At 39.6% G+C, this 22,342-nt stretch carries 23 protein-coding genes and 1 riboswitch; of the genes, 12 read left to right on the top strand and 11 right to left on the bottom strand.

Annotated elements, in window-relative coordinates; genetic code table 11:
- Nucleotides 1-223: 223 nt before the first annotated feature.
- From mntP to pabB, 8 genes are all read right to left on the bottom strand, one after another.
- Entirely contained in the window at nt 224-811 is a 588-nt protein-coding gene (mntP, locus tag AAC147_RS08860; RefSeq protein WP_156115335.1) for a manganese efflux pump MntP, read from the bottom strand.
- 47 nt (nt 812-858) lie between these two features.
- A riboswitch (yybP-ykoY riboswitch) is annotated at nt 859-992 on the bottom strand.
- A 165-nt stretch (nt 993-1,157) separates the two neighbouring features.
- Complete coding sequence (locus AAC147_RS08855; protein ID WP_047680263.1) at nt 1,158-1,616, bottom strand: DUF986 family protein; 459 nt, start codon at nt 1,614-1,616, stop codon at nt 1,158-1,160.
- 96 nt (nt 1,617-1,712) lie between these two features.
- Nucleotides 1,713-2,570 (bottom strand): PTS mannose transporter subunit IID, encoded by an 858-nt coding sequence (locus AAC147_RS08850; protein ID WP_047680261.1) that lies wholly within the window; start codon nt 2,568-2,570, stop codon nt 1,713-1,715.
- Nucleotides 2,571-2,583: 13 nt separating this feature from the next.
- Complete coding sequence (locus tag AAC147_RS08845) at nt 2,584-3,381, bottom strand: PTS mannose/fructose/sorbose transporter subunit IIC (protein ID WP_047680260.1); 798 nt, start codon at nt 3,379-3,381, stop codon at nt 2,584-2,586.
- An 83-nt stretch (nt 3,382-3,464) separates the two neighbouring features.
- The gene (gene manX, locus AAC147_RS08840) at nt 3,465-4,430 is read right to left on the bottom strand and encodes a PTS mannose transporter subunit IIAB (protein WP_047680258.1); all 966 of its coding nucleotides are present in this window, start codon (nt 4,428-4,430) and stop codon (nt 3,465-3,467) included.
- A 606-nt stretch (nt 4,431-5,036) separates the two neighbouring features.
- Entirely contained in the window at nt 5,037-6,401 is a 1,365-nt protein-coding gene (locus AAC147_RS08835) for an L-serine ammonia-lyase (RefSeq protein WP_047680256.1), read from the bottom strand.
- A gap of 172 nt (nt 6,402-6,573) precedes the next feature.
- Nucleotides 6,574-7,143, bottom strand: a complete 570-nt coding sequence (locus AAC147_RS08830) for a CoA pyrophosphatase (RefSeq protein ID WP_047680254.1) — start codon at nt 7,141-7,143, stop codon at nt 6,574-6,576.
- A complete protein-coding gene (pabB, locus tag AAC147_RS08825; protein ID WP_047680252.1) occupies nt 7,140-8,510 on the bottom strand; it encodes an aminodeoxychorismate synthase component 1 in 1,371 nt (456 codons plus the stop codon). Before pabB ends, AAC147_RS08830 begins: the two co-directional genes overlap by 4 nt.
- Before the next feature lie 167 nt (nt 8,511-8,677).
- On the opposite strand from pabB, the gene AAC147_RS08820 reads away from it, so the two are divergent.
- From AAC147_RS08820 to pip, 3 genes are all read left to right on the top strand, one after another.
- A complete protein-coding gene (locus AAC147_RS08820; protein WP_047680250.1) occupies nt 8,678-8,860 on the top strand; it encodes a YoaH family protein in 183 nt (60 codons plus the stop codon).
- A 101-nt stretch (nt 8,861-8,961) separates the two neighbouring features.
- Nucleotides 8,962-9,333 (top strand): protein YebF, encoded by a 372-nt coding sequence (yebF, locus tag AAC147_RS08815; protein ID WP_047680248.1) that lies wholly within the window; start codon nt 8,962-8,964, stop codon nt 9,331-9,333.
- A gap of 79 nt (nt 9,334-9,412) precedes the next feature.
- Nucleotides 9,413-10,366 (top strand): prolyl aminopeptidase, encoded by a 954-nt coding sequence (gene pip / locus AAC147_RS08810; protein WP_047680246.1) that lies wholly within the window; start codon nt 9,413-9,415, stop codon nt 10,364-10,366.
- 46 nt (nt 10,367-10,412) lie between these two features.
- Here pip and AAC147_RS08805 read toward each other — a convergent pair whose 3' ends face one another.
- Nucleotides 10,413-10,643 carry a DNA polymerase III subunit theta gene (locus AAC147_RS08805; RefSeq protein ID WP_156115337.1) on the bottom strand — a complete coding sequence of 77 codons (231 nt, stop codon included), beginning with the start codon at nt 10,641-10,643 and terminating at the stop codon, nt 10,413-10,415.
- A 329-nt stretch (nt 10,644-10,972) separates the two neighbouring features.
- Here AAC147_RS08805 and ftnA point away from each other — a divergent pair, with 329 nt between their 5' ends.
- The 8 genes from ftnA to htpX all read left to right on the top strand — a co-directional run bounded on the left by ftnA (nt 10,973) and on the right by htpX (nt 18,714).
- Nucleotides 10,973-11,476: a non-heme ferritin gene (ftnA, locus tag AAC147_RS08800; protein ID WP_047680242.1), complete on the top strand. Its 504-nt coding sequence runs from the start codon at nt 10,973-10,975 to the stop codon at nt 11,474-11,476.
- A gap of 219 nt (nt 11,477-11,695) precedes the next feature.
- The gene (gene yobA / locus AAC147_RS08795) at nt 11,696-12,082 is read left to right on the top strand and encodes a CopC domain-containing protein YobA (protein WP_047680240.1); all 387 of its coding nucleotides are present in this window, start codon (nt 11,696-11,698) and stop codon (nt 12,080-12,082) included.
- Nucleotides 12,082-13,041 (top strand): copper homeostasis membrane protein CopD, encoded by a 960-nt coding sequence (gene copD / locus AAC147_RS08790; RefSeq protein WP_047680238.1) that lies wholly within the window; start codon nt 12,082-12,084, stop codon nt 13,039-13,041. The genes yobA and copD overlap by 1 nt, the downstream gene beginning before the upstream one ends.
- A 157-nt stretch (nt 13,042-13,198) precedes the next feature.
- Nucleotides 13,199-13,570, top strand: a complete 372-nt coding sequence (locus tag AAC147_RS08785; protein WP_047680236.1) for a YebY family protein — start codon at nt 13,199-13,201, stop codon at nt 13,568-13,570.
- Nucleotides 13,571-14,195: 625 nt separating this feature from the next.
- Nucleotides 14,196-14,693 (top strand): GAF domain-containing protein, encoded by a 498-nt coding sequence (locus AAC147_RS08780; RefSeq protein WP_047680234.1) that lies wholly within the window; start codon nt 14,196-14,198, stop codon nt 14,691-14,693.
- Between the two features lie 95 nt (nt 14,694-14,788).
- Nucleotides 14,789-15,502: an RNA chaperone ProQ gene (gene proQ, locus AAC147_RS08775; RefSeq protein WP_047680232.1), complete on the top strand. Its 714-nt coding sequence runs from the start codon at nt 14,789-14,791 to the stop codon at nt 15,500-15,502.
- A 19-nt stretch (nt 15,503-15,521) separates the two neighbouring features.
- Entirely contained in the window at nt 15,522-17,633 is a 2,112-nt protein-coding gene (gene prc / locus AAC147_RS08770) for a carboxy terminal-processing peptidase (RefSeq protein WP_047680230.1), read from the top strand.
- 196 nt (nt 17,634-17,829) lie between these two features.
- Entirely contained in the window at nt 17,830-18,714 is an 885-nt protein-coding gene (gene htpX, locus AAC147_RS08765) for a protease HtpX (protein WP_047680228.1), read from the top strand.
- A 216-nt stretch (nt 18,715-18,930) separates the two neighbouring features.
- Here htpX and AAC147_RS08760 read toward each other — a convergent pair whose 3' ends face one another.
- Nucleotides 18,931-20,319: an L-cystine transporter gene (locus AAC147_RS08760; RefSeq protein ID WP_047680226.1), complete on the bottom strand. Its 1,389-nt coding sequence runs from the start codon at nt 20,317-20,319 to the stop codon at nt 18,931-18,933.
- Between the two features lie 439 nt (nt 20,320-20,758).
- The gene (locus tag AAC147_RS08755; protein WP_047680223.1) at nt 20,759-21,352 is read right to left on the bottom strand and encodes a metal-dependent hydrolase; all 594 of its coding nucleotides are present in this window, start codon (nt 21,350-21,352) and stop codon (nt 20,759-20,761) included.
- A gap of 249 nt (nt 21,353-21,601) precedes the next feature.
- Between AAC147_RS08755 and AAC147_RS08750 the strand changes: the two genes are divergently transcribed.
- Nucleotides 21,602-22,141, top strand: a complete 540-nt coding sequence (locus AAC147_RS08750) for a YniB family protein (RefSeq protein WP_047680221.1) — start codon at nt 21,602-21,604, stop codon at nt 22,139-22,141.
- Nucleotides 22,142-22,342 lie beyond the last annotated feature (201 nt).

Raw genomic sequence — 22,342 nt, 5'->3', positions numbered from 1 at the left:
AACAGGTTGAATACGTGACCTCCGATAGCAAAGCATGCCGTGGAAGGTATTTTGGCACTGTGTATCTTATTCATTCGTAATAAAGAAGATAGTGGAACTCACAAAGTAAATTCGTGTGCCAGATGTGAATATAGAACGAACGCCGAGGTAAACGACGTTCGTAATTATTTAGCGGCAATGCAGGTTCACACTTGCCAGTAGAGGAATGATGTAGGGGAGGATATCAACAGGAATACATAAATAATTTGAGATGCTCAAATAATATATTGAAACCAATAGCAATTAATACCAGTCCACCAATAAGTTCTGCACGTTTGCCTAATAATGGCCCGATGTAGCGTCCGATTAGCATTCCCAGAGTAGCCATAATCATTGTCACCATTCCGATGGCCATTGCGGTATGTAATATATTTACCTGTAAGAAGGCGAGACCAACACCAATTGCCATTGCATCCAGACTGGTTGCAATGGCAGTAAATATTAATGTTAATGAACTATAGCGATGGGGTGTAGTGGATTTAATCGTGGTTTCTGGCTCGCGTTTGAAACTTTCGACAATCATCCGGCAACCCAGGATAAACAATAATGAGAATGCCACCCAATGATCCCATTCCATAATATATTGGCTGGCATAAAGCCCCAGAGACCAGCCGATTAAAGGAGTGCAGGCTTCAACTAAACCAAAAATGAGGCCAGTGCGGATTGCTTCACGTAAATGTGGGCGACGAAGAGCTGCTCCTTTACTTACGGCAGCAGCGAAAGCATCCATGGATAGAGCTAATGCGAGGGTAAGAGTTGTATAGAGATTCATTAAAATAACCTCGGCTGGGTGATTCCACATACACATAAATCACCCCCAACCAATGGTGATATTATGTGTCTATGGTCTTGCCAACCGATTTGGCATTCGTACCACGTTTTATGCAAACGAGTATGTTGATACGAATTTTCCAGAAGAATTCTGGAACAGGCTACTCCCCAATGACTGGAGTGGACAATATCATATTTGGTATAAAAGGCAAAAATATTTTACATACGTTAAATAATGAATTGATAATGGTTATCATTATCTTTTGAGATGAAAAATAAGGCTGATGAAAAATAAGGCTGATATAGTGTTGCAGCCTTATTTAAAATTGATCTGAATCAGAGAAGGGTTATTTGTTATTCAGCAGAAATTGATAAATTTTTTCTAAGTCATCTGGGTTTGTTACAGCAACATATATTTTATTTGACTCAAAATCTATCATTAAAATACCATCTTCAGATAAATTCATTGCTTTAATTTGGTCATAATTAAAGAATCGGTTGGAATAATAAAAGCCTTTTTCTTTGAATATGAGTTTAGGTGAACGAATATAACCAAGGTATATTGTCACTAAGATGATAAAAGATAATAGATAAGTCGTTAGTGGAGTACCTTGCGCTATCACATTATTGTAAATAATGATAGTCATTAAGGCGATAAATATTAAAGCATCAATTCGATGTTTTCTTTTTAATTTTATGTTTAACAGAGTCTTGCCTTTGAGATGATTGATGATAATTTCGTCATAAACAGCAAAGACGAGCATTAATAAAATTGAAATCATCAATATGATGTCATTCAGGCTCATTGTTACCTCTGATTTTCTAACTTATAGCTCTTGTCTTTACCAATGAGGGAGGAAATTTCCTCCCCATATTTTTAATAAATCAATTTTCTAACAAAACTATTTAACTAAGCCCAGAAAACCGAAATGATAACCGATGATGCCGATGACGAAGAAACCAATAATGATCCATAGAGGGTTTACTTTTTTCCGTAATAGCCACATACAGCCAAAGGTCAGCAATAGCGGGGCAATACCAGGGAGCAACTGGTCAAGAATGGTTTGGATCGTTGTTACTTTCTCTACTCCTGTTATGGGATCAGGTACTTTGGAAATAACAAATGGAATATTGACTTTCGTCCAGCTATTAACTAAGGCTCCCATCACGAATAGCCCCAGAATTGACGCTCCTTCTGTCATCTTTTGCAGGAAACCGCCACCCATATCTTTAACGATGTCCATTCCTTTTTTATAGCCATAGGCGACACCATAGTAGCGGGTCAATAAACGCACCAGGTTGAATAAAAAGAAAAACAGAATAGGGCCAAGCAGGCTGCCACTCATAGCAATGCCTGCCCCAAGTGCTGCAAAAACAGGACGGACGGTTCCCCAGAAAATAGGATCACCTACACCCGCCAAAGGTCCCATTAAGCCCACTTTAATACCGTTGATGGCACCATCATCGATATTAGCGCCGTTGGCTCGTTGTTCTTCCATCGCCATTGTGACGCCCAGAATAGGGGCTGCGACATAAGGATGCGTATTGAAAAACTCAAGATGGCGTTTGATAGCCAGTTTGCGTTCTTCGGTATTTTCGGGATAGAGACGACGAATAGCCGGGACCATTGAGAAACAGAAACCCAATGCCTGCATACGTTCGAAGTTCCATGAACCCTGTAATAAATTAGAGCGCAGGAAGACACCATTGATATCGCTTTGTGTCAGTTTTTTCTGCCCCATGTTTGTTGTATCTGACATATTGTTCATCCTCTTAATCTAATTCGTTATCAAGGTTATTTGGGGTATTACCCGCAGGAGCAGCGGTCTGTGACTGGTTGTATTTAGGACTGAGTTGGATATACAGGATTGCCAGAACAGCGCCAACGACACCGAGTATAACGAGATTCTGAATATATACAGCGGCCACAAAACCGAGATAAAAGAATGGCATCAGGTAGCCAGCTCGCATCATGTTAATCACCATTGCATAACCAACAACGACGATCATACCGCCAGCAATATTAAGGCCAGTGGTAACAACTTCTGGAATAGAGTTCAGCATACTCTGAACTTCAGAGGTTCCGACAGACAATGCAACAACCAGTGCAGGCAAAGCAATACGCATTGCTTGCAGTATTAAAGCAGTAATGTGAATGATGGTGATAGCGCGTAGGTTACCATTTTCAGCAGCCTTATCTGCTGCGTGTTGGAAACCGACGGTCATAGTACGGACAATAATGGTAAGAACCTGACCCGCCGCAGCCAGTGGAATTGCCAGCGCGATACCTGCACCAACATCTTGTCCACCGGCGATAACCAGAATGGCCGAAATAATGGATGCCAGAGCTGCATCAGGGGCAATTGCTGCACCAATGTTCATCCAGCCCAGGGCGATCATTTCCAGTGTACCGCCGATGATAATGCCGGTTTTTATATCACCAAGCACTAAACCGATCAATGTACAAGCAACTAATGGACGGTGGAATTGAAATTCATCAAGAATGGACCCCATACCCGCAATACAGGCGACGATGAATATCAATAAAAGTTGAACAACGGTAATTTCCATTGTTTTCTCCTGTAACCAAATGTCATTTGGTAAGAATTTCGTTATTGAGTAATGGTTAATAAAAAAATATCTGTTTTTGTTTTTTAAGCTTTTTTGAGCAGATCCATCATATTTAAGCGTGTATCGCTGGCAACTTTGCGTGCCTCAAGCTCGATACCGCGAGAATTCAGCTTTCCGAAAGCATTAATATCTGTTGCGTCAACAGAGATAGCATTGTTGATTTGGGTTTTACCTTGTTTGAAAGCCATGCCGCCAATATTGACAGATTCCAGTGAAACACCGCCTTCTACAATACGCAGTACATCAGTTGGGTTGGTGAATAACAGCATAACGCATTCACCAGCATATTTAGGGTTATTGTAAACACGGATACACTTGGCAATATCGACTACATGTGCACTGACCCCAGGAGGTGCAACCTGCTTTAATAACGTAGAGCGTACAGTATCTTGTGCTACTTCATCACTGACTACAATGATACGCTTGACGTTGGTCTCTTTTGTCCAGCGAGTTGCAACCTGACCATGAATAAGACGATCATCAATGCGAGCAAGGGCAATTTTCATGTGACCACCAGCAACAGGTTCAGTAGTCTGGGAAGTCATGGGGGTAGCTGATTGGGTTGATTCAGGTTTATCAGCCTCTTTGGCTGGCTCTGTTTTAAGGGCTCGAATTCCTTCTTTCCCTGTTTCCAATGCAACAGAAACCAATTCTTCCATTGATGGATCATCATCACGGCACATAAAGGCTTCAACCAGCATAGGTATGTTCACGCCAGTGATGATTTCGTAATTTGCTTTGCCCATTACGATACGGTTTGCCGCATTAAATGGACTGCCCCCCCAGGTATCGACAAAAAATAAGACCCCTTGCGTTGTATCAAGCAACTCCAGTTTCTTATTGTATTTCTCGAATAACGTATCGGCATTTTCACCGGGGACAAAGTCGATATAAGAAACGTTTTCTTGTTCCCCAATCAACATCTCTGTGGTGCGAAGCAATTGCTCCGCAGCAGCCCCGTGTGTGCCAATCATAATGGCTATACTCACTTGTTTTCCCCTTTCTGTAACAATTGAACTCGGATTTATTGCAAGTTCATATTTAATATTTCCAATTATGTTGCACTATACCCATCGCCTTTCAAGATGAAGGCCTTGAAGTTCATAGGGTATATCTATTAATAATCATGACAACTATTAACGAATATGATAGTTACAAACATCGTATTTCATCGAGGATCCATCTCAACTATTTCATTTCTCATAGCTTTATATTTCGTTACATAAGAAAATATGTCATTAGATTATCATTGGAAGCATTTAAGAAAATTGCTATCAGTCAGAAAATTCAATATAGGCTATTTTGAGAGGTTAAAATAAGATTTTTATTTTACTTATCACGAATAAATAACTTATTTTACTTTGAATTTTTATTTTTATGCTTTTTGTAACTGTTTTAGGTGACATTTTATTAATTTTTAGATAAAAAAATTTTGATACCTTAGACCGGAAAGAAGAAAAAATGTACTTAATTGATCCGTTTCAGCCAAAAAAAATCCCTACTGTATAGCAGGGATTTTTTTCAGATAAGTCAGGTTTTACCTAAAATAGGTAACAGTTTAACTTATGAACATATTAATTAAGTTACAGATTTGATTAGTCACACTGTACTTTTATTGCCAAACCGCCACGTGATGTTTCGCGGTATTTGGCGTTCATGTCCTTACCCGTTTCGTACATGGTTTCAATAACTTTATCAAGAGAAACCCGCGGTTCGCTGGTTCGGCGCAATGCCATACGGGCAGCATTGATAGCTTTAACTGAAGCAATGGCATTACGTTCAATACATGGAACCTGTACCTGTCCCGCAACAGGGTCACAAGTCAAACCCAAGTTATGCTCCATGCCTATTTCGGCTGCGATGCACACTTGCTCAGGACTTGCTCCAAGTAATTCTGCAAGACCTGCCGCTGCCATTGAACAGGCAACGCCTACTTCTCCCTGACAGCCGACTTCTGCCCCAGAAATGGAAGCATTCATTTTATACAGAATGCCGATTGCACCTGATGCCAGGAAGTAGCGCGTATACAGCTCTGGCGTAACAGGCTCGATACAATGGTTGTAATAAGCCAGTACTGCCGGCACGATCCCGCATGCGCCATTGGTTGGTGCGGTAACAACACGCCCACCAGCGGCATTTTCTTCATTGACTGCCAAAGCGAACATATTGACTAAATCAACAACATTCATTGGATCATTAGACAGTTTATTTGATGAAGTCAGCATACGGTGCAGAGCGGCTGCACGACGAGGGACACGCAGAGGTCCAGGTAAAACACCTTCTGTATTCAAGCCTCGTTCAATGCAGACCCGCATGGTGTCCCATACATCTGCAAAGTATTCAGAAATTTCTTCTTTGCTATGCAAATCCAGCTCGTTTTTCATCATCAAGCCAGAAATAGACAGCCCTGTTTTGCTGCAATTCATCAGCAAATCAGCAGCAGAGCTGAATGGGTAAGACACAGGTTTAGTATCCTGAGATGGCTTACCGAAATGTTCTTCATCAACAATAAAACCACCACCGATAGAGTAGTAAGTTTTGCTGTAAACTTTTTTGTCACCTGCAATTGCATGGATCTGCATACCATTTTCATGCAATGAAAGGTTATCGCTACGGAAATTCATACCTCCGTCACGAGGAAAATCGACTTCATGTAAACCATTTGCCAGCGGCAAACGTTGAGTTTGCTCAACATCACGAATAAAACCAGGGATTGAATCAATATCAACAGTAGCGGGCATATTACCTGCCAACCCCATGATAATGGCGATATCCGTATGATGACCTTTCCCGGTTAATGAAAGTGAGCCGTACACATCAACAGCTACACGCGTGATAGAGGACATCAGCCCCTGGTTTACAAGATCATCGACAAATTGTTTTCCTGCTTTCATAGGGCCAACAGTATGAGAGCTGGATGGGCCGATACCCACCTTAAACATGTCGAAAACGCTAATCACGCCAGACTCCTTAGAGAAGAAAGATATATAGTATATTTATAATTAAAGCGCGTTACTTTACTGTTATTTAGTGGTGTTGATAAAGGAGTTTACAGTTTTTTTTTAATTATAATAGCTATTGATATGATTTTGGATAATAAATGTGCAAATTTATAACCTCTCGCAAGCGTTCCTAGAGTGATTTTTGAACTTGCTGTGCCAGTTGGTAAATAATGGCAGCGGTTAATCCCCAAATCATCTGTTTACGATACCAGTAAAAATAGATCCGATGTTGTCGGTTTCGCCGCTTAATATCCAAATATCGATAGCAAGGAAGAGAGAGTGCATCAAAAAGTGGAATTTCAAAAATGCTGTCTACTTCTGTTGGATTGACCTGAAAAGAAAAGGGGGGCGAAACTAACCCGACGACAGGTGTAACACGATACCCGCCACTACTGTCCAATGGGGCGAGTTGCCCCAGAACTTGTACCTGATGATGTAGGATGTTGACTTCTTCTTCTGTTTCACGCAAAGCGGTAGCGATCAATGAATGATCTTCCGGATCGGCTGCGCCACCGGGAAAAGCAACTTGCCCCGCATGTGAACGTAAGCTTTTGGCGCGTTGAGTCAATAAAAGTGTTGGCTCTGGCTTACAAATAATTGGCAATAATACAGCAGCATTCCGCTGATTATTGCTTAGATACTTTGGTTGTACAGGCAGTTGCAATTGAAACCGATGAATAAAATCAGAAAGAGATGTCATGATAGTTGGCGTTCCCTTAATTTAGGCAAGATATGTCCAAGTTTATCGAATGTTTCCTGATACTCTTTTTCCGCAATGCTATCTGCAACAATACCACCACCAGCCCAGCAGTATATTTTTCCTTTTTCTGTCAGAAGAGTACGTATAGTGATATTGCTGTCCATTGTACCGCAGAAACTAATATAGCCAATAGCTCCACAATATCCATGTCTGCGATGTGGTTCTAATTCTTCGATAATTTCCATAGCCCGAATTTTTGGGGCACCAGTAATGGAACCACCGGGAAAACAAGCCCGTAGTAAATCGGTTGCGTGATACTTATCTGGCAGTGTGGCTGTAATGGTACTGACGAGATGATGCACTGCCGGGAAAGGTTCAACGATAAATAATTCTGGAACTTTGACCGACCCTGGTGTTGCAACACGTCCGATATCATTTCTCAGGAGATCAACAATCATCAGATTCTCAGCGCGGTCTTTACGGGAATTGGATAATTTTTCAGCTTGCAATTGATCTTTTTCCGGATCTTGAGCGCGCGGCAGTGTTCCTTTGATTGGTCTGGTCTGGATTTTCTTATCTTCCAACAATAAAAATCGTTCAGGTGAAACACTCATAATGCAATTTTCGGGCAAGCGGATAAAAGCTGAAAAAGGAGCACGGTTACATTCATTCAGTTGCTCGAATGCCTGCCATTCATCACCTTGATAATCGGCATGAAAACGTTGGGCCAGGTTGACTTGATAGCAATCGCCATCACGCAAATAACGGTGGATCTGAGCAATTTTTTCATGATATTGCTGTTCACTCATATTGGATTGCCATGAATTGGTGAGAGCAAAATCGGTTTTTTGATTTTTGGTGTGTGATTTTAGCCATGCCAGACGGTTATCAATATCGTGGTAACTGAGTAAAGTCGCTTTTTGCTGATGATGGTTAATAATAAGACACCAATCATAAATCCCAATCGCCATATCTGGAAAATCCAGTTCATTAATGGCCGTAGCGGGTAACTTTTCAGTTCGTCGTCCGAGGTCATATCCCCACATTCCCAGTGCTCCCCCCTGAAATGGCAATTCGGGATCAAACTGTGCGGTAAGATTACAGGCATGGAGATACTTTTTCAGTAATAGAAAGGGATCATCTTGTGAATAAGAAACTGCATCATGACTTTTGATTTCTGTCGATTCCCCTTGGGTTACAAGAGTTACAATAGGTTCAGCCACAAGAATATCAAAACGATTATGTGGATGTTGGGCTGCACCTGAATGCAACAACATTGCCCAGGGAGAAGCAGAAAGTGGAGCGAAATAACAGGTAGCAAGATTAGGAGAATAAGGTAACTGACGTTTTTGTAATGCAATCTTCATGGAGGAACCCGTATTGGCTGGGCAATTGAAAAAATAACTGATTAGTACGCGGAGAGTACCATAGAATGGTATACCTGTTCACTGGTTGTTACACTGCAACTTAAAATTGATTGAGTATATAATCACAGCTTGTCGCTAATTATTGTCGTATATTTGAGGTTAAAGCTATGTTTTCAGGTATGCCAGCATTATCCCATGAAGAGCAGCAAGTCGCAGTAGAAAGGATCCATCAACTTATTTCTGAAGGAATGGGAAGTGGAGAAGCCATTGCTATTGTTGCTCAAGAATTGCGGGAAAAGCATCAGGACAAAGAGCAGATCCATGTTTTATTTGAAGATGATGTAAAATAGCAGCAACGCATTTTTAACAAAACTCACATAATGACTTTCTATTACATGTTAGTTTAACCGAACATTTAATCCATATGATTTGGATGGTAATAGGAGGTAATATGAAGATAAGTTCATTTATTCATCGTACTGGGTTGTTGAGTATAACTGTTGTGTTTTTCCTTTCGTTTGCTGCGTCAGCTGTTGAAAATGATCATGTGGCTAAATTTGTTTCCTGTAAAAACTTGGCTAAAGATCAAATTGCAGCGCAAGTTAAGCAAGATTTTTTACAAAATCGCCTTAAGCATTGGGGTAAAGACAGGCAACAACTGGGTACAGGAAAACCCGTTGCGTGGGTAAATGTCAATGATATTACTGGTGATAAAGATACGTTACAGATTCCGCTTATTGTCCGGGGTTCCAAAAAAGACAAAAGTTACAATGCCACAATTGATTGTCAAAAAGAGACTATCAGTTATCGTGAAGTTAAATAAACAAATTGTCATGACAGCTTCAAATGTATTCGGGATACTAGAAATGTATCCCGTTTTATTTAATGAGTGAGGGTTCTTTATGACGGAATTACGAAAACTTTATCCAGCTTATGACGCATATAAAACCGGTTATCTGGATACTGGGGACGGGCATCAAATTTATTGGGAGCTTTGCGGTAATCCTGAAGGTAAACCTGCGGTATTTATCCACGGAGGGCCCGGTGGGGGAATAGCAAATTATCATCGGCAGTTATTCGATCCGGAGCATTATCATGTCATGTTATTTGATCAACGTGGCTGTGGCCGTTCCAAGCCTCATGCAAGTCTTGAAAATAATACAACATGGCACCTGGTTGATGATATTGAACGTTTACGCCAGCAGATGGGAGTTGATAAATGGCTGGTTTTTGGTGGTTCATGGGGGTCAACGTTATCTCTGGCTTATGCGCAAAAACATCCGAATTCTGTATCAGAATTGGTATTAAGGGGAATATTTTTACTCCGACCTCAAGAATTGCAATGGTATTATCAGGAAGGCGCTTCCCGGTTTTTTCCGGAAAAGTGGGAGCGTACACTTTCTATTCTTTCTGAAGAAGAATGTACTGATGTGATAAAAGCTTACAACAAACGTCTCACGAGTAATGACCTTGCAGTGCAGTTGGAAGCGGCCCGTTTATGGAGTACCTGGGAAGGGGAAACTGTCACACTATTACCTTCTGAGCATGCAGATTCATTTGCAGAAGAACAGTTTGCGTTGGCGTTTGCACGTATTGAAAACCATTATTTTATCAATAACGGTTTTATAGATGAGACACAGCAGTTATTAGATCATGTCGACGTTATCAGACATATTCCCGCAGTCATCATTCATGGGCGTTATGATATGGCATGCCAGTTACAGAATGCCTGGGATTTGGCGAAATCGTGGCCAGAGGCAGAGTTTTATATTGTAGAAGGTGCAGGCCATTCCTTTGATGAACCGGGAATTTTGCATCAGTTAATTACAGCAACTGATAAATTTATTGGAAAATAGATGTGATAACCACTCGCTTATGCGGTGGTTACCTCTTTTTTCATATTTAACGGTTTTTGGGCTCATAAGGTAAGCGCGACAAATATCTCGACTGTTGGCGATAGTGGTTCAATCGTTGTTGAAAATATTCCCGCAGGTGTTGTGGTTGAGTTTGCTCAACAGTGTCCGGAATGACAGGTATATTATAGCGCTCTTTAAATGCAACCCCCGATGCCGCCAGATCAACATTGACCTTATCCATCTCATTTTTAGATAACTTGGCTAAGTTACGCTCCACCATTTCCTCTCCAAAAGTACTATATATTCCCAGAGGTTAAAATTAATTGAGTCTTCTTGATTTGGCAAGACATTATTTGCATAAAAAAACATCTCTTAAATATTAATAATATCAATTCTCATTTTTATTAAATATTGATTCTTTGGTTAAATATTTAATCAAATAAAACTGATTCTTATTTTCTTATATTTAATGAGATTTATTCTTGCTATAAAATAAAAATATTTCATTAAATATCAACTTGTTATATTTTAAAAATTTATCTTTGTTTTATTGGTTTTTAATGGGCATAATATGGATAATTTAATAAAGTTCTAGGAGGTGGGCTAATGTTAAAACAAGAAATGATCACGAAATTAAATGAGCAATTAAATCTGGAGTTTTATTCTGCTAATTTGTACCTGCAAATGAGTGCATGGTGTGGTGATAAAGGTTACGAAGGTGCGGCTGCATTTCTGAGAACCCATTCACAAGAAGAAATGCAACATATGCAGCGTTTATTTGATTATCTGGGCGATACAGGAGCAATGCCTGTACTGGGGGCTATTCAGGCTCCACCTGTTGAATTTCATTCTATTTCTGATGTGTTCAATCAAACCTATGAACACGAAAAATTGATCACGGAAGAGATCAATAAATTGGCTCACTTAGCGATGACAATCCAGGATTACTCTACTTTTAACTTCTTACAGTGGTATGTGGCTGAGCAACACGAAGAAGAAAAATTATTCAAATCTATTTTGGATAAACTGGATATGGTGGGTGAAAGTGGTAAGTCTTTATTTTTATTGGATAAAGATTTGAAAGGACTCTCAGTTCCAGCTCATGCTTAAGAAAGCACTAAGGTAAATTAATCTGCATGATTTTTAACGTAATTCCTGTTTTTTGCTTATTTTTAAGCAGGAATTACACCTTTTTCTTTTATCTCCTAATTTTTGTTTTTTGCGCAGTGCTTCACAGGTCAGGACTTCCACCACAGATTAAATTTATCGTTTGTTATAAAATCCCCTTTAAGCATAAAAATTCATCTGTATATTAAAGGGTTACCTATCATGTCTATTTTTAATATCCGTTCATTCTGGAGCAATTTGTCTGCTTTGGTTGTTCTGTTTGTCGGTATGTCCTGCCAGCAGGCTTTAGCCCATGCTCATTTGAAAGATCAGACTCCGGCAGAAAATACAACGGTGGAAGCCGCACCACAAGCTATAACCCTGAGTTTTTCAGAGCGCATTGAACTTGGGTTTAGCAAAGTAAAATTAATTGGCCCAGAAAAAAAAGAGATTAAAACAGGTAAGCTAGCACTTGATCCTGCGACTAAAACCAAACTCATCCTGCCTGTAGAGGACAAACTGGCAGCAGGGGAATATCGTGTTGACTGGAGTGTTCTTTCTGTCGACGGTCATAAAACGAAGGGTGTTTACAATTTTACTGTAAAATAATGATTTCACTTGAGGTGTTATACGTACTCTGCCGATTCTTGCATTTTGTGGTAGTTATGCTGATGTTTGGGTTCAGCTTGTTCACTACTCTACTTGCTTCAGGCCATTTTTTAGTTTTGATTAAAAAACGGTTGAAAGTCGGTCTGGCAATTTGCACGGTATTGGCTTTTGTTACCTCAATGGTCTGGTTTATTGTACAGGCGGGGTTAATGGGGGATGGCTGGCACGACGTTTATCAGTTTGAAATATGGCAGGCAGTGTTAACAACTTCTTTTGGTAAAGTATGGCAATGGCAATTGTTGGTTGCTGCTCTTGCTGTTGTGGGAATATTCTTTTTACGTACTAATGCTGGAGATTCTAACACAAAGAATTTCTTATTATTAGGCTGCTCTGTCATTTTGCTTTCAAGCCATGCTTTTATTGGTCATGCTACTATGTATGAAGGGGAGCGTGGTTTGCTGCTTCAGGTGAATCAAATTGTACATCTGCTTAGTGCAGGTTATTGGTTCGGAGGGCTATGGCCTTTTTTGTTATGTCTGCAATTCTTGCAGCTAAAAGATATCTCCAAACCAAACTCAGCTTTTCACCAGATGGATAGTTATAGTATGGAGAATAGTCTGTATGCTGAAAGTGTCGTTGCAATGAGGCGATTTTCTAACTACGGGCACATAGCTGTTTTTTTGGTGATTATCACAGGAATTATAAGTAGCGCCATTTTAATTCCTGGTTGGCTGACTTTTGATGCCCCTGCTTCCGAATATCAGTCAATGCTATGGCTGAAAATCATACTTGTTACAGCTATGGTTCTTTTGGCCTTAATCAATCGTTATATTCTGGTGCCCAAATTAAAGCAGAAAGGACGTTATGAATTACTCATAGTGGACAGTTGGTTGGAAATCATACTGGGAACTGGTGCTCTATTGTGTGTTGCTATCTTTGCGACAGAGCCTCCAGTGTGATCCTTGAATAGTTGGTATTAGCTTGGATATACGCATAGGGTTGTTAAGTATGATTTTTAAGTTGTGACCAATAAATCTGCAATTTATAAGACGGTGGGTATATAAATAAGAAAAAGGGCGGTAGAATTCAGCTTATATGTTTATCAGGGGGATGATAATGAAACGAGTATTTTGGTTTTTATCTTTTTTATTTTTCTCTTTCCAGGGGATTGCTGCTCCAATACAAACCATTAGTAAGTTACAGTTTGGGAAACAATGGGCTTTTACTCGTGAAGAGGTTATGCTCGATTGTCGTTCAGGAAATGCGCTGTTTGTGATCAATCCCAGTACGCTTATGCAATATCCCCTCAATGAGCGTGCAGTAGAAATGATGAAAAATAACCAAGTTATTGCAACCCCGCTAAATACAATACTTTTGGATGATCCTGATCATCGCAATCGAAAAATCAGTATTGAGCCATTTCAGAAAGCGGCTATGGTGCTATGCAATGATCAAGCAAGTAATGGTAAAGCAAGCGATAAAAAATAACCGTAATTTTTACTGCTGATATGTATGTTAATTAACGAGCTAAATAATTAACAAAATTTGGTAATTTACCGTGAGTCAACTACTCTTTAAGAGGTAAGTTGTTCTACGTCTCAATGGCATTTTAGCACACGGCTCTCTAAACAGAGCCATTTTCCCTAGGCCGAGTAGAGGAGTGAGCTCGGCCTTTTTTTGTTATGTTTACCATGAGAACTGAATAATTTTATTCTTTTTTTGCAAGATCATCTCTTTTTCTTAACTTGTATAATCTATTCAATATACCTTATGGATTTCAAGATTTAGTGTGGCTGCAGATAAATGCCTAAATAGCAAGTGGCCAATTGCTCGTTTTTTGGTGAAGTGTTTGATAATAATATGAGCAGGGGCACGATTTTGGCTGCAAATTAGGTCATTTTCTAAATAAGCTGTGATAACTAACTGAATTTTATAAGTGGATACGGGTAAAATATAAAAAGAAAATTTTAATTCTGAGATTCAAGCGGTATTCTGGGACAGTGACATAAGGATAGTAGAAGATTTACCAGAATGGTTTGATGTCCTTGGGAAACTTATCTTGTTGTTCTATTGTTATTAAATTGTTTCTTATCTGGCTGTTGTGTAGGTGTGTATGGACAAATGTGAATTCTATCGGGAACTATCAGATAGCTTGGTAGCTCTATTATCAGGCGAATATAATTTGATCGCATCTCTTGCAAATTCAAGTTCATTGTTATATGAACGTTTGGATAATGTTAATTGGGTTGGCTTTTACTTGGTAGATGGTGATACCCTAGTTTTAGGGCCGTTCCAAGGTAAAATTGCTTGTGTTCGTATTCCTATAGGAAAAGGTGTATGTGGAACTGCTGTAGCAAGGAATTGTATCCAGCGTATTTCCGATGTACATACTTTTCCCGGTCATATAGCTTGTGATTCTGCCAGTAATGCTGAAATTGTCCTTCCTTTGGAAATTAATGGGCAAGTTATTGGCGTTTTGGATATTGACAGCACGGTTTTTGATCGGTTTGACGAATATGATGAATATGGCTTAAAAGCGCTTGTTAGCAGGCTTTGTGAGCATTTGGGGCAATGTGTTGTGCCAAAATATCTGCAACAGAATGTAACTTAACCTATGTATGACGTGGCATTTATCAGCAACACTATTATAATGTCGCCTGTTCATGCCTGCGCTGGTTGGCAAAACCGTTGTAATCAGGAAATTTCATGGAAAATCAACCTAAGTTGAACAGTAGTAAAGAAATCATTGCTTTTTTGGCTGAACGATTCCCGCTTTGTTTTGCCGCAGAAGGCGAAGCACGTCCTTTAAAAATCGGGATCTTTCAGGATATCGTTGAACGTATTCAGGGCGAAGAGTGTTTAAGTAAAACACAGCTCCGTTCTGCTCTGCGCTTGTATACTTCCAGTTGGCGCTACCTTTATGGAGTTAAAGAAGGAGCTCAGCGTGTTGACCTTGATGGTAATGCGTGTGGTGAACTGGAAGCTGAACATATTGAACATGCGCGTCAGCAATTAACGGAAGCTAAAGCTCGGGTACAAGCTCAACGAGCTGAACAACGTGCCAAAAAACGTGAAACAGAAAACGTATCTGACAAGAAAAGCGAACGTCCTGTGAATAAAAAGGCAGCGCCTCGTCGTCGCCCGTCAACAGGTAAAAAAGATGAAAAACGTCCATCACGTTCGCCAGATCATCTGCAACAATCACGTAAGCCAGCAGATAAAACAACCAAAAAAATTGCACAACCTGAATTAACCTCAGTAACAGATGTATCCTCTCTGAAAGTCGGTCAGACAATCAAAGTGAATGTAGGGAAAAGCCTCATGGATGCTTCTGTGCTGGAAATTGCAAAAGATGGTGTAAGAGTGCAATTACCTACTGGTTTGGCAATGATTGTACGCGCAGAACACTTAAAGTTCTGATACGGAGGCCAACTTGGGCATGAACAAACTCATTACTTTGGCTTTCGTTTTAGTACTATCATTTTCTGGTATGGGGCATGCAAGTACTGTTAATGACAGTGTAAGCCGTAATAACAATGCCACTAATTCTGATGTAGCTGGTGTTGGTACAGCAGGTGGAAATAATCTCCTTGCTGTTACTATCAATCAGTTACCCGATCTAAAGCCAGAGCTACAACATCCGACAGTGAGTAAACGGATCGTTTCCCGTTTTCTCCGTTCTCATTACCGCAATTTTAGTCTGGATGCTGATTTTTCAGGTAAGGTTTTCGATCGTTACCTAAATATGCTGGATTATGGACACAACGTTTTTCTGGCATCAGATATTACACAATTTGCTGCGCAAAAAGGGCTCTTAGGCAAAGAGCTTGAAAATGGTGATCTGCATCTTCCATACGCATTATTTAATTTACAGCAGAAACGCCGTTTTGAACGCTATCAATATGCACTTTCTCGATTGGAAAAGCCCATCCATTTAGATGGCAACGATACACTTGAAACCGAACGTGATAAAGCACCTTGGTCTAACAGTGTTGAAGAATTAAATAATCTTTGGGATGCCAAGATTAAATCCGATTGGATAAATCTCAAACTGTCAGGTAAAAATGACAAAGAGATCAAGGAAGTACTGACAAAACGCTATCGGACTTTATTGAAACATCTTACTCAGAGTAAAAGTGAAGACGTTTTCCGAACAATTATGATGGCTTTTGCTCGTGAAATAGATCCGCATACTAGCTATCTCTCTCCTCGTGATACAGAACAGTTCAATTCAGAGATGAGCCTTTCTCTTGAAGGTATTGGGGCTGTTTTGCAGTATGATGATGAATATGTATCTGTTCGCTCACTGGTTGTGGGAGGGCCAGCAGCCAAAAGTAATTTACTCAAAGTCGGAGATAAAATTATTGGAGTGGGGCAGGCTGGTAAACCAATTGTAGATATTGTTGGTTGGCGTCTGGAAGATGTTGTTGCTCTGATTAAGGGGCCAAAAGGTAGTAAAGTCCGTCTTGAAGTCATCCCAGGCACAAAAGGCGCTAAAAATCACATTATCACCTTAACGCGTGAAAATATTCGTCTTGAAGATAATGCAGTTAAGATGTCAGTTAAAACTGTTGGTAAAGAGAAGGTTGGGATACTTGATATACCCAGTTTTTATGTTGGCCTGACAAATGATGTAAAAGTACAGTTGCAAAAATTGGCGAAACAAAATGTTTCTGCAATTGTCATTGATTTACGTGGTAATGGTGGTGGTGCGCTAACAGAAGCTGTCTCACTTTCTGGTTTGTTTATCTCAACGGGGCCGATTGTGCAGATTAGAGATAATATAGGTCGGATTAAAGAAGATTCGGATACTGATGAGGCGATCTATTATAAAGGGCCTTTGGTTGTTTTAGTTGATAACCGAAGTGCTTCCGCATCTGAAATTTTTGCGGCTGCTATGCAAGATTATGGGCGTGGGTTGATTGTTGGTGAGCCTACTTTTGGTAAAGGAACTGTTCAGCAATATCGTTCTTTGAATCGCATTTATGATCAGATGCTAAGTCCTGATTGGCCAGAGATTGGCTCGGTACAATATACTATTCAGAAATTTTATCGGGTGAATGGCGGTAGTACTCAACTTAAAGGCGTAACGCCTGATATCCTTATGCCAACAGGGGTAGAACCATCTGACATGAGTGAAAGTCAGGAAGACAATGCCCTGCCGTGGGATAGTATTCAACCGGCAAGTTATACTTCTTCAAAGAAAATTTCAGAGTTAATACCGCTATTGACCAAACTGCATCATCAGCGTATCACCAATGACCCTGAGTTCAAATATATCAATCAGGATATTGCCTATTACAAGGTGCTAAAAGCGCGTCATGGTGTTTATTCGTTAAACTATGCAGAGCGAGATAAAGAAAATAAAGAATATGAGGCGATTAAATTAAATCGCATTAATGAGCGTTTTAAACGTGAAGGGAAGAAATCACTTACATCACTTGATGATTTGCCAAAAGATTATAAAGGTCCAGATCCTTATTTAGATGAATCAGTACAGATTGCTTTAGATTTGTCTCATCAGCTTGCTGAAATGACTCAGACGAAGTGATTTCAAACTTCGTTATGGATAAAAAGCCGGCTTGATAGTCGGCTTTTCTATTACTGGCTGGATCTTATATAATATTGTAAAGTTACGTCGATTCTGTCGCTTAACATCTTAAAAAAATTGAATAATATGGGGTCAGCCCCCATCTTATGATTTACTTTTAGTTGAACTGTTTGATTATTATAGGAAGCCAATTTATATGATGCGAATTGCTTTGTTCCTGCTCACTAACCTGGCTGTTATGGTAGTGTTTGGGATAATACTTTCACTCACAGGAGTTCAGCGAAGTAGTGTAGCTGGTCTCATGATAATGGCTGGGTTGTTTGGTTTTGGTGGTGCATTTATTTCTTTGTTAATGTCGAAATGGATGGCATTACGTTCTGTTGGTGGGCAAGTTATTGAAAAGCCGTCTAACGAAATGGAATTTTGGCTGATGGAAACTGTCCGTCGCCAGTCTGATCAGGTTGGTATTACCATGCCACAGGTTGCCATTTATGATGCACCTGATATTAACGCATTTGCGACAGGAGCTCGCCGTAATGCTTCTTTGGTTGCTGTTAGTACTGGACTACTGAATAACATGAGTCGTGATGAAGCGGAAGCTGTAATTGCTCATGAGATTAGCCACATTGCTAATGGTGACATGGTAACAATGACGTTATTGCAAGGGATTGTAAACACATTCGTTATCTTTATTTCTCGTATCATCGCACAAGCGGCTGCAAGTTTCCTGTCCAGCAGCGATGATGAGAGCGAAAGCAGCAGTAACGGTAACCCTATTGTTTATATGATCCTTTCTATGGTTCTGGAGATTGTATTTGGTATTCTGGCAAGCATCATTACAATGTGGTTCTCTCGTTACCGTGAATTTCACGCAGATGCAGGGTCAGCGAAACTTGTCGGACGTGAAAAAATGATTGCTGCGTTACAACGTCTCAAAACCAGTTATGAGCCTCAGGAAGAAGGCAGCATGATGGCGTTTTGTATTAATGGTAAGTCTAAAAGTTTCAGCGAGCTGTTTTTATCTCATCCTCCATTAGATAAACGTATTGAAGCTCTGCGTAGCGGGGAGTATTTAAAGTAACGTTTTTCTCTGATTTTTAGATGAGAGCTTTAAAATTAATTAAAGTAAAAGCCGGGATTCAGATTGAACTCCGGCTTTTTTGATGCTGTTTGTCAGAAAGAAATGGAACTGAACTGAGAAAGTTTGGATGGAGGAAAAAGAAGGGGATAAGATTTTGAACCTCACCTTTGTACTGAGATACAAAGATGAGGGAAGAGAGGAATGAATTGATCTTGATTAAGATTGACGTAATATTACTTCATCTTGTTCGAATGTTTTTTTATCAGTCTTACCCATTAATTGGCTGGTAATTGTGCCAGCTGCCATTGCTCCGTTGACGTTTAATGCTGTGCGGCCCATATCAATAAGAGGTTCAACAGAGATCAACAGAGCGACTAAAGTAACAGGTAATCCCATTGCAGGCAGAACAATAAGCGCAGCAAATGTAGCACCACCACCCACACCAGCTACACCAGCAGAGCTGACTGTCACGATACCAATGAGAGTTGCGATCCATAGAGGGTCAAGAGGATCAACGCCAACAGTTGGAGCAACCATGACTGCTAACATTGCAGGATAAATACCGGCACAGCCATTTTGACCGATAGTTGCTCCGAATGAAGCAGAAAAACTGGCTATAGATTCCGGAACACCAAGACGACGGCTTTGTGTCTCAACATTTAATGGAATGCTTGCAGCGCTCGAACGGCTGGTAAAGGCAAATGTCAGTACAGGACCTGCTTTTTTGAAGAACTTCAGTGGGTTAATGCCGGTCAATGCCAGAAGAACACCGTGTACAACAAACATGAGAGCTAAAGCGACATAGGAAGCAACAACAAAATTACCTAATTGTGCGATATCGTGAATATTGGAGCTGGCAACAACTTTAGTCATTAATGCCATTACACCGTATGGAGTGAGGCGCATAACCAGTCTGACAAGTTTCATTGCCCATGCCTGCATAGTATCGATAGCAACAAGCGCTCGTTCACCACGCTCGCGGTCATCTTTTATCATTTGTAATGCTGCAATTCCCAGGAATGTTGCAAAAATTACTACACTGATAATTGAAGTTGGACTTGCTCCTGTGAGATCTGCAAATGGATTTTTAGGAATAAAAGAGAGGATTAATTGCGGTATACTCAGGTCTGATACTCGATTAATATAGTTTGCTTCAATCGCCGACAGACGCGCAGTTTCTTGCGTGCCTTGGATTAATCCAGCAGAGGTCAAGCCAAACATATTGGCGATAACAATAGCAATTAAAGCGGAAATGGCGGTAGTGAGCAGTAGAGTACCGATAGTCAGGAAGCTGATTTTGCCTAAAGAAGACGCCTTATGCAGGCGTGCAACTGCACTCAGTATAGAGGCAAAAACCAATGGCATAATGACCATCTGTAACAATTGTACGTAACCATTACCGACGATGTTGAACCACTTAATTGATTCTTTCACAACAGGATTGTGTGCACCATAAATCACATTTAATGCCAATCCGAAAAAAACGCCTATAATCAGAGCCATAAGGACTTTCTTGGATAGGCTCCATTGATCTGAACTCGTTTTAGCGAATACGACGAGTAGTGCTGCGAAAATCAGCACATTAATAATGAGTGGTAAATTCATCCCCAGTCTCCAATATTCTGACTAATATGATTTTTTTGTATGGGATATGCTTACTTCAGGTTATAACAAGAAGTTGCACCATATATTCTATTAACTATACATGATATCAATATAAGAATTGGCTTTCTTATAATTAAAAGGAATATAATATAATTATTTATCACTATCTAGTGCAATTAGTTATATATTCTTATGCAATTTATTTGCACCTTGTTTAGGTTTGGTAACAATATGCAGGAATTTACCCAATGATATATGAGTTTTATGGAATTATATAATGAATATATTTCATATCATTACATCATAATAGGAGTCCATAACTAACAAAATAGCGACACCGAAGATGAAAGTGACTAGTAAAAATAAAAAAGAAATACTTATGTTTTAAGTTAACCCCATTGAAAAGATGGGGTTATGGTTTCACCAAAAATAAACTCAATTACTTATATAGATTTTGTAATTTATCGATATTTAACTTATCAAGAGGCAGCTTATCGAATGGTAGTTTGTCTAAATAGTGCATAAACGATAAGTCAATGTATTGTGGAATGAAAATAGCAATCACTACAAGCAAAACGGCTATAAATCGTTCCGCTTTTTTGCGCTCTTTTCCCCTTAATATAGGTATTCGGAAACGCATTTTTAGTGGCCATAAGAGAGGGATGCCTGCTGGCGTAAGCATATCTGCAACCAAATGGCTGATATAACCTACTATCATGGCATGGAAAAAGTCAGTTGGTATGGGCCAGTCAGCAGGCATTTTGGTCTGAAAGAGAATAATGCCAGCAACGAGTGCTAATAGGCTATGTGTAAATCCACGATGTCCACAAAGTCGTGCAATAGGAATGGAAATAAAACGGAATAACCTGCCTAACGTTGAATGTGGATGATCAATATCAGGTAATAAAGAAGCCAAAAGTACACCAGGAAGCATATGCAACCAATCCCCCTGTGCTATTTCTGGAGTAATTTCTAGCTGATGAGCCAATACAAGGCTGGCAACTGAAAAGAGAAGATGCCCTTCTGCTGTCATAATTATTTATACTGAATTGTTTGTTATATTGGTATATATTGCTGTTTATGTATACAGTGCGCACTAGTATAGAGGGTTTTGTATAAGTTGAATAGGGGTATACAATAAAAATCTTTTATTTATTAACACATAACACTAATATTTAACTGATTTTTGTCTAGAATAGCTATCTATGCTTCTGGAGATTCGTTCACTTACTGTCGCGTTATGGCTTGAAATCTATTGGGTATATGCTCATGAGGAGTATTAATGACGTATCAACAAGCAAGACATGTTGCTATTGCTAAGCGGCTGTTGGGTTGGATTATTTTTGTCCCCGCTTTTCTGTCAACTTTAGTTTCAGTGGTTAACCTGATATGGCAACATGAGGTTAAAGGTGAGGGTATTAATGCAGTATTGAATGATTTTTTGAGAATGATGGCTGAAATGATCAAATTCAACACACCATTTTTGGATTTTTTTTGGAAGCACTCTCCAACTCCAGACTATATGGCAATGATCACAGGGGCAAATGTCAGTTTTTTGATTATCTATTTTCTGATGTTTGTTGGCTTGGCAATGAGTGCATCTGGTTTGAGGATATACCGCCAATTCAAATTCATTAAGGAACAAATTGAAGATCATATGATCTTTGAGAAAGCTAAAGAGAGCGATGTAACTAAGGAACAGTTGGAATCTAAAATCAAATTTCCACGCCATTCATTATTCAGCCAAATATTCATTCTTTATATATCACCCATTATTATCGGCGCAATCGCCTATTTTTTATCGAAATTATTAGGTTGGTAATATATAAGATAGCTGCGAGAGTAGTTAACTCCGCAGCTTATTGGTATATCCAAAAATAGAACGGAGAACTGCTTGAAATAGCACTCTGATATCGGATAGACATAATACTCGTAAATTTGGAATAATAAAATTTAACTGATGTGATTAATTTTTATTATTTATTTAATTGCTTTATTTTTATTTGCATTTTTATAAAAAACA

It is taken from the genome of Xenorhabdus sp. NBAII XenSa04, assembly GCF_963866145.1.
GTDB classification, from domain to species: Bacteria; Pseudomonadota; Gammaproteobacteria; order Enterobacterales; family Enterobacteriaceae; genus Xenorhabdus; species Xenorhabdus indica.
The sequence above is the reverse complement of the archived record's forward strand: the minus strand, read 5'-3'. Positions and strand labels throughout refer to the sequence as shown.

Coding starts and splice junctions, on each gene's coding strand:
- mntP (WP_156115335.1), bottom strand. CDS start 811: ATGAATCTCTATACAACTCTTACCCTCGCATTAGCTCTATCCATGGAT.
- AAC147_RS08750 (WP_047680221.1), top strand. CDS start 21,602: ATGACGTATCAACAAGCAAGACATGTTGCTATTGCTAAGCGGCTGTTG.
- AAC147_RS08780 (WP_047680234.1), top strand. CDS start 14,196: ATGGACAAATGTGAATTCTATCGGGAACTATCAGATAGCTTGGTAGCT.
- AAC147_RS08830 (WP_047680254.1), bottom strand. CDS start 7,143: ATGACATCTCTTTCTGATTTTATTCATCGGTTTCAATTGCAACTGCCT.
- pabB (WP_047680252.1), bottom strand. CDS start 8,510: ATGAAGATTGCATTACAAAAACGTCAGTTACCTTATTCTCCTAATCTT.
- AAC147_RS08855 (WP_047680263.1), bottom strand. CDS start 1,616: ATGAGCCTGAATGACATCATATTGATGATTTCAATTTTATTAATGCTC.
- htpX (WP_047680228.1), top strand. CDS start 17,830: ATGATGCGAATTGCTTTGTTCCTGCTCACTAACCTGGCTGTTATGGTA.
- copD (WP_047680238.1), top strand. CDS start 12,082: ATGATTTCACTTGAGGTGTTATACGTACTCTGCCGATTCTTGCATTTT.
- AAC147_RS08845 (WP_047680260.1), bottom strand. CDS start 3,381: ATGGAAATTACCGTTGTTCAACTTTTATTGATATTCATCGTCGCCTGT.
- AAC147_RS08820 (WP_047680250.1), top strand. CDS start 8,678: ATGTTTTCAGGTATGCCAGCATTATCCCATGAAGAGCAGCAAGTCGCA.
- proQ (WP_047680232.1), top strand. CDS start 14,789: ATGGAAAATCAACCTAAGTTGAACAGTAGTAAAGAAATCATTGCTTTT.
- ftnA (WP_047680242.1), top strand. CDS start 10,973: ATGTTAAAACAAGAAATGATCACGAAATTAAATGAGCAATTAAATCTG.
- pip (WP_047680246.1), top strand. CDS start 9,413: ATGACGGAATTACGAAAACTTTATCCAGCTTATGACGCATATAAAACC.
- yobA (WP_047680240.1), top strand. CDS start 11,696: ATGTCTATTTTTAATATCCGTTCATTCTGGAGCAATTTGTCTGCTTTG.
- prc (WP_047680230.1), top strand. CDS start 15,522: ATGAACAAACTCATTACTTTGGCTTTCGTTTTAGTACTATCATTTTCT.
- yebF (WP_047680248.1), top strand. CDS start 8,962: ATGAAGATAAGTTCATTTATTCATCGTACTGGGTTGTTGAGTATAACT.
- AAC147_RS08755 (WP_047680223.1), bottom strand. CDS start 21,352: ATGACAGCAGAAGGGCATCTTCTCTTTTCAGTTGCCAGCCTTGTATTG.
- AAC147_RS08785 (WP_047680236.1), top strand. CDS start 13,199: ATGAAACGAGTATTTTGGTTTTTATCTTTTTTATTTTTCTCTTTCCAG.
- AAC147_RS08760 (WP_047680226.1), bottom strand. CDS start 20,319: ATGAATTTACCACTCATTATTAATGTGCTGATTTTCGCAGCACTACTC.
- AAC147_RS08850 (WP_047680261.1), bottom strand. CDS start 2,570: ATGTCAGATACAACAAACATGGGGCAGAAAAAACTGACACAAAGCGAT.